A 6,358-nucleotide genomic window follows, 5' to 3' on the forward strand; every position below is an offset into this window, starting at 1 on the left:
TGGCAGTCAGTCGTATGATTCTGACATTATCGCTGCTTATGCTGGTAGCCGTCCCCGTCTGGGCCGAATTGATACTGGCAGACCGCGTGGTAGCCTTCGTGGATGAGACGGCAATTACCCTGAGCGAATTTAACAGATTTCATAAAACCACACCGGAGACGACAAAAGACCAGGCCATCAGGGTAATGATAAACAGACTCCTGCTAAAAAAAGAGGCATTAAAATTCAAACTAACCGGCACCGACGACGAGCTGATCCAACAGTACATAGACCTGAAGATTAAATCGCTTGTCATAATAAAAAACGAGGACATAGAAAGGTTCTACAAAGAGCACAAAGGCGACTTCAAAGGCACGGAAATAGAAGACGTAAGGGAAGACATAGAGAACCTGCTCATCGGGGAGGAGGTCAACAAGAGGCTCGACAGCAGCCTGCAGGAGCTGGCCGAAAAGGCATACGTCAGGATACAGTTCTGAGTTTCCTTGTGCGTAACATAAGTTACTTAAGAGATACATCCCCCGAAAACCGTCACACTGCTCTTGTGGGTGTGTTGCTTTTGCTGACGATTGCAGCATACTGGCCACTACAGTACAACGACTTTATAAACTTCGATGACGATAAGTATCTGACCGAAAACCCCATTATCCAGAGCGGTCTGACGATTGACAACGTACTCTGGTCGCTGAGGACATTCTACTTTGGCAACTGGCACCCCCTGACCTGGTTATCCTACCTGGCAGACATCACGGTGTTTGGACTGCGCCCGGAGGCAATTCACCTCGTCAACCTGCTCCTGCACCTGGGCAATACGGCGCTATTGTTTGCATTCCTCAACGCAACAACCAGGATGCCCTTGCACAGTGCAATGGTAGCGGCACTCTTTGCCCTCCACCCCCTGAACGTGGAATCGGTTGCCTGGGCGTCGGAGCGAAAGAGCGTGCTGTCCACCCTGTTTTGGATGCTTACGATGCTGTGCTACAACCACTACGTCAGGCATCCCGGTCTATGGCGCTACCTGAGCGTTGTGCTCTGCCTCGCCCTGGGACTGATGGCAAAGCCAATGCTCGTGACCCTCCCTTTCGTGCTCCTGTTGCTGGACTACTGGCCGTTGAGACGCTCTCTGCATCTGTTGGAGAAGTTACCCCTGCTGTTGCTCAGTATACTGTCAAGCGTCATGACCATACTGGCACAGCATAAGGCCGAGGCCCTTGTGCCGCTCTCAATGAGTCCGCTTAAAGAGCGCATCTTTGCCGCCGTTGTATCATACACGGGCTATATCGGCAAGCTGCTTCTGCCCATCGACATGGCCGTGATCTATCCACCCTCCGGGGGGTATTCGCTGTGGCACGTGGGACTTGCCCTGGCGCTTATAGCCGCCCTGACGACAGTGTTTGTCATCAGGAGAAAGACTGACCCTCATCTGCTGGTTGGATGGCTCTGGTTTCTTGGCAGCCTTGTGCCGGTGCTTCAGGTAGTGCAGGTTGGGTCAGCGCCCATGGCGGACAGGTACGTTTACATACCGGCGGTGGGATTGTTCATTGCTGTTGCATACCAGCCTGTAGCGCGGTGGTGGCATGGGATGCTTGTCGTTGTTGTAATCGTCCTGAGCGTCCTGACCTTCCGCCAGGTGTACTGCTGGAGGGACTCCGAAACTGTATTCCGACACGCCCTCGAAGTCACCACCAACAACTACGTAGCACACGACAACTACGGCGTTTATCTCTTAAAACATGGCAGGGCTGCGCAGGCCGTTGAGCACTTCTCTGCCGGTCTGAGGCACAAGCCGGACAGTCTGCTGATAAACTCCAACATGTGGAGCGCCCTGGTGGTGCTTGGCAGGTTCGACGAGGCAGAGCAATACTTCTACAAGGCCATGCCCCTGTGGAGCAAACTCGCAGACCGCAAAATCTATGGTATGCTAACCGTATTTCTGATGCAAAAGAAAAAAATGATGAAGCCTTCATCCACTTCGTCCAGGCAATACGGCAAACCCCCGACGATGTGCAACTCTGTCTGCAATGGGCCTTAAAGACCATGGGACAATAGGCAATACGTAGCATTTTTATGGGGTCAAGGGGACTTCTTCGTGGCCGGGGCGCCTCGCCCCTCCCCTTGCGGGGGAGGTCTGAGGAGGGGGCGGAGGGAGTGAGGCACCCCTGCCACAAACCGCCCTCCTTCTTTTCTTCTGCTGTTATAGCTACTTATACTCTTCTGCTTAACATTGCTACCGCATAGTAACAATGCCATATTATGGGGGTATAAAACGGTTTAAATCCTGACAACCACGGTTGATTGTTGTGCCACCTATTGCAGGGTAAATTTGTTCTGCATGAAGATTAAGATTGTACGCCGCTTTTAAAAATACCCCCTCCCTTTTATCCCTCCCACAAGGGGAGGGAAATTTATGAGACAGTGGCGCAATTCCCCTCCCTTTATGGGAGGGGTTAGGGGAGGGTGGATGGATTTTGGCAACGGAGAACAAATTACCCGTGCACCTATTGCAATACATATTGCCAAAATGCTTAAATATCAATATGTGATGAAGGTAAGGGATATTATATATTATTGACCGAATACGGGTGGATGCAAGTATCACAAAAGGGTAGTCATCGACAATTTAAGCATCCTTTGAGGCAAGGTAGAGTTACAGTGCCTGGTAAGCTATCGGATGATTTGAAGTTAAATGTATTAAAAAGTATTTTCAAACAAGCAGGTATTAAGCAATGAGCAATATAAGAGATTTAGACAAGGCAGCCGGTGTTGAAGACCAATGTCAGCAATCGTTTCAGAGTAGCGTTGGTGAAGACAATGAGCAGTCTTCAAAACAGTATCAACCTGGTTCGTTTGGGTGTCATGAATTGCTGGATAGAACAGCGTTTGTTGCTAATATTATAGAAGATTATGTACTTAATCATCCGTCATGTATGCTAAACAAGCAGTGGTATGGTTTGGCTGAAAGGGCTGTGGCGGCTTTACACGAATTATATCAGCGCATTGGAGAAGAACACCTGGATTAAAAATGTTAAAAAGAAAACCGTCAAGTTTACAGGAAGTCATCGGTGTTTTGAGAGAGCATAAGGATGTGCTTGTCAATAAATTCGGCGTTACCGATATAGCGATATTTGGTTCATATGTAAGGAATGAGCAGAAAAAGAGGAGCGATATCGATATATTGATTGAATTGAAACAGGAATACGAGACATTTAATAATTATATGGAGTTGGTGTTTTTTCTTGAAAAGAAGATGAGAGGGAAAGTTGATGTTGTAATGAAAGAAGGTATAAGAAAAGAGTTAAGGTCAATAATATTACAGGAAGCTGTTCCTGTCTAAAAGACAATGGAAGCTATTCATTGAAGATATCGTATCCTCTTTAAAAAGCAGGGTAATTTTTATTTCACGCTTAAAAGGCATGGATTCCTGCTTTCGCAGGAATGACAGTTACAGCCGTTTTCCAAGTGTGTCATTCCTGGCTTGACCAGGAATCCAGGATGCGTAAAAGTATAGTTACCATGAAATATAAAGAGGATACAAGATATCTTTGAGAGTGCTGACAAGATAATCAAATATACGGATTTTGCCAAAGATAAAGGCACATAAATCCTTTATGCGCAAATCAAACAGGATTGTACAGAAGATGCCGAAGCTAAAAGATAGACTTATAGCTGTATCCCTGCAAGGGGGGATGGGGTATCTATCGCTATTTTACATCAGACTACCTGATAACTCTTACCAATTTCTATAAATTCTTCTATATTTCCATGCTTGAGTTGTTCTCTGATTTCTTCAAACCTGTTAATTACCTCCTTAGAATAGAGCTTCTCACCACAGTGGATACAGACTTCTGCTCTTACACTTATTGTGGCAGTATTGCCGCTACCCATGAGGATTTTTTCGACTTCCTTTTCAACCAATTCCCCATTGCAAAGAGGGCATTTTTCAAAAAGTCTCATTTTTTCCTTGTTTTCCAATCTCCTACCCATATATCAGGGTCAGGACGGTATACGGTTATTAAAATACCGGCTTGGGTATCAAAGTTATAAGCCCAAACGCTATGTATAGGTCTGTCTTCAGCATCTCCACTGAGAATTAAGCAACTAGGATAAGGCTTGTCATGTGGGTATTGCTTAATTATTATACCATTAATCATTGAATCAAGTATTTCTTTGAATGAAAGCTCATCAGCTTGTGCTTCATCATAGGCATGATTTGTAATCTTTAGCCTGTTCTTTACAATCGCCTCTTTTATATCCTCTATATCAATCACCATCGGTCTGTCGTGTTACAGTATTTCTAAAAACAAATGTACCACTTTGATCTGATAGTAATATATATATAAAGCTGTTGTCAATAGTAATGTTCAGGTTATAGAACGTTTGGTTCGTATGCGGCTCCGCTTCTTGGTGCTCCAGGAGGGGTCAGCGACCCCCGGCTCAATGCACTCCTGGCCCCCTTTATGTGCATTTTTGTTACAACTCGTTTACCCGCGAAGAATTTATGCACCCCATTGTTTTTTTGCTATTGACTTTTCTGAAACACTTGTTTTAGGATAAGGCTATGATAGAATTAAAGGACATTAGCAAAGCAAATTTTTTAATGTGCCAGAGGTATAAAATGGCGCCCGATATGCCAGGATATCCCAATTTTGGCGCCGTTCTTGCTCTCTCTCTCTCTCTCTCTCTCTCTCTAACGCACCTTCAGTAACCTTAACCACCCCAGCTTTTTTCTTTTTCCCGATATTTTTGCGTCCGGTTGGATTACCGTGTATCAACGTCATTGTTTTATCTTGTTTGGCCTTTTTCATCAACAGAGTAACGAGCAAAGGGCGCTCACGCATTTTGCGTGCAAATTAAACACAGTTCGGAGGTACTTTAGATGAGGTTTAAGATCAAAAGTTTAAAAGGTGTTGTTACAGCTATGATGTCATGGAGAAGTATTTTTGCATTTTTGTTTTTGTTTGTTTGTGTTGAAAGTGTATTTTCAGAACAAATAACAAAACCTTATACTTTTTCATCAGGAACCACTGTTAAATCTGCTGAAGTGAATGCTGATTTTGATTTGTTATATAACAAAGTCAATCAATTACTTTTAACAGCTAATAACACAAACTCATCATCTTTATCTTGGGATTTTGAGACAAGTGTTTTAGGTTGGAACTCGACTAACATTTCAAAGATGTATTGGGACAAGAATAATAAGGCTCTGTTTGTTTCACATTATAAGCCTGATGCAAATGGCATTTTTTATGATCTTGGGAGAAATTTGGCAATGGATTTTACTCTTAAGTTCGATGTGAAACTAACAAGAGCTGACTTTGATATAAATCTGTTTATTGGGTTAGCAAGCGATCAAAATTATGTATCATCAAGCGGAGGCCCATGTGTATCTTTTGGTACGACTAAGTTTGCTGGACTCAATTTTTTGTATGTTGCTAGCCATAATGGAGGGACACGTTTTGACCTTACGACATCAGAAATTTCGGTTAGTCACGATGTGAGTAACACGATTCATTGGACAACAAACGTATGGTATACAATCAAACTAATGTATACTTCTTCCAATCAAATCTTAAGAGTAGAAGTATATGACTCTTTAAATAATTTGCTTGATTCACATAATCTGACAGGCTACAGTCTTTCAGGTAAGAATCTGAGGTTGGTTGGGGTGCATATGTTTGCATGTAACAATAACACAAGCACGGTAGAGGCTCTAATAGATAATATTTCTATCTATTAATTACGAATCAATTTGCTATTGTAGCACAAAAGAGAGGAATAAGATGAGAAAAATTGTCTTAACACTAATGATAGTGCTGATGGCGTCATCGGTATGGGCGGTCAGCACGTGGGATGGCATGACATGGGACCAAGGTTATTGGGACGTTTCACCCACACCCACCTACACGGTAACGCCGTCAGCAGGCACGGGCGGAACGATAAGCCCGTCAACGCCTGTAACCGTTACCTCCGGCGCAACAACGACATTCACGGTAACGCCAAACTCCTGTTATTCCATCGCCTCAGTAACCGGATGCGGCGGCTCTCTATCCGGCAACACGTACACAACAGGCGCTATCACCGCTAACTGCACGGTTACGGCAACGTTTACCCCTATCAACTACACTGTAACGCCATCAACAGGCACGGGTGGAACGATAACCCCGTCAACGCCTCAGACCGTTGCATGTGGATCGACAAAGCAATTTACGGTAACGCCAAACACGGGATACTCCATCGGATCAGTAACCGGATGCGGCGGCTCTCTATCCGGCAACACGTACACAACAGGCGCTATCACCGCTAACTGCACCGTAACGGCAACGTTTAACCCACCCACCCACCTACACGGTAACGCCGTCAG

General features: G+C 44.7%; 11 protein-coding genes. 8 read left to right on the forward strand and 3 right to left on the reverse strand.

The window, feature by feature from the left end:
- The first annotated feature begins 14 nt into the window (after positions 1 to 14).
- The 6 genes from Mcas_RS14410 (at position 15) to Mcas_RS14425 (ending at position 3,331) form a co-directional block, all read left to right on the forward strand.
- On the forward strand, positions 15 to 476 hold the full coding sequence (locus Mcas_RS14410) for a SurA N-terminal domain-containing protein (protein WP_156033398.1): 462 nt from the start codon (positions 15 to 17) through the stop codon (positions 474 to 476).
- 80 nt (positions 477 to 556) lie between these two features.
- Positions 557 to 2,029 (forward strand): tetratricopeptide repeat protein, encoded by a 1,473-nt coding sequence (locus Mcas_RS14415; RefSeq protein ID WP_156033399.1) that lies wholly within the window; start codon positions 557 to 559, stop codon positions 2,027 to 2,029.
- A gap of 375 nt (positions 2,030 to 2,404) precedes the next feature.
- On the forward strand, positions 2,405 to 2,569 hold the full coding sequence (locus Mcas_RS18755) for a hypothetical protein (RefSeq protein ID WP_200873715.1): 165 nt from the start codon (positions 2,405 to 2,407) through the stop codon (positions 2,567 to 2,569).
- 14 nt (positions 2,570 to 2,583) lie between these two features.
- Positions 2,584 to 2,727, forward strand: coding sequence for a type II toxin-antitoxin system HicA family toxin (locus Mcas_RS17855; RefSeq protein ID WP_200873719.1), 144 nt, complete (start codon positions 2,584 to 2,586; stop codon positions 2,725 to 2,727).
- Positions 2,724 to 3,017: a hypothetical protein gene (locus Mcas_RS14420; RefSeq protein WP_040336252.1), complete on the forward strand. Its 294-nt coding sequence runs from the start codon at positions 2,724 to 2,726 to the stop codon at positions 3,015 to 3,017. The genes Mcas_RS17855 and Mcas_RS14420 overlap by 4 nt, the downstream gene beginning before the upstream one ends.
- Before the next feature lie 2 nt (positions 3,018 to 3,019).
- Entirely contained in the window at positions 3,020 to 3,331 is a 312-nt protein-coding gene (locus Mcas_RS14425; RefSeq protein WP_040336253.1) for a nucleotidyltransferase family protein, read from the forward strand.
- A 377-nt stretch (positions 3,332 to 3,708) separates the two neighbouring features.
- Here Mcas_RS14425 and Mcas_RS14430 read toward each other — a convergent pair whose 3' ends face one another.
- The 3 genes from Mcas_RS14430 to Mcas_RS14440 all read right to left on the reverse strand — a co-directional run bounded on the left by Mcas_RS14430 (position 3,709) and on the right by Mcas_RS14440 (position 4,802).
- A complete protein-coding gene (locus tag Mcas_RS14430; RefSeq protein WP_200873716.1) occupies positions 3,709 to 3,969 on the reverse strand; it encodes a YgiT-type zinc finger protein in 261 nt (86 codons plus the stop codon).
- A complete protein-coding gene (locus tag Mcas_RS14435; RefSeq protein WP_200873717.1) occupies positions 3,948 to 4,268 on the reverse strand; it encodes a DUF4258 domain-containing protein in 321 nt (106 codons plus the stop codon). The genes Mcas_RS14430 and Mcas_RS14435 overlap by 22 nt, the downstream gene beginning before the upstream one ends.
- Positions 4,269 to 4,574: 306 nt before the next feature.
- Positions 4,575 to 4,802, reverse strand: a complete 228-nt coding sequence (locus Mcas_RS14440; RefSeq protein ID WP_156033400.1) for a hypothetical protein — start codon at positions 4,800 to 4,802, stop codon at positions 4,575 to 4,577.
- Between the two features lie 71 nt (positions 4,803 to 4,873).
- Between Mcas_RS14440 and Mcas_RS14445 the strand changes: the two genes are divergently transcribed.
- Together Mcas_RS14445 and Mcas_RS14450 are read left to right on the forward strand one after the other, a co-directional pair.
- On the forward strand, positions 4,874 to 5,734 hold the full coding sequence (locus Mcas_RS14445; protein ID WP_040336256.1) for a hypothetical protein: 861 nt from the start codon (positions 4,874 to 4,876) through the stop codon (positions 5,732 to 5,734).
- A gap of 43 nt (positions 5,735 to 5,777) precedes the next feature.
- The coding region (locus Mcas_RS14450; RefSeq protein WP_200873718.1) for an InlB B-repeat-containing protein at positions 5,778 to 6,358 on the forward strand (581 nt) is incomplete at its 3' end.

This window comes from Candidatus Magnetobacterium casense (genome assembly GCF_000714715.1).
Lineage (GTDB): Bacteria > Nitrospirota > Thermodesulfovibrionia > Thermodesulfovibrionales > Magnetobacteriaceae > Magnetobacterium > Magnetobacterium casense.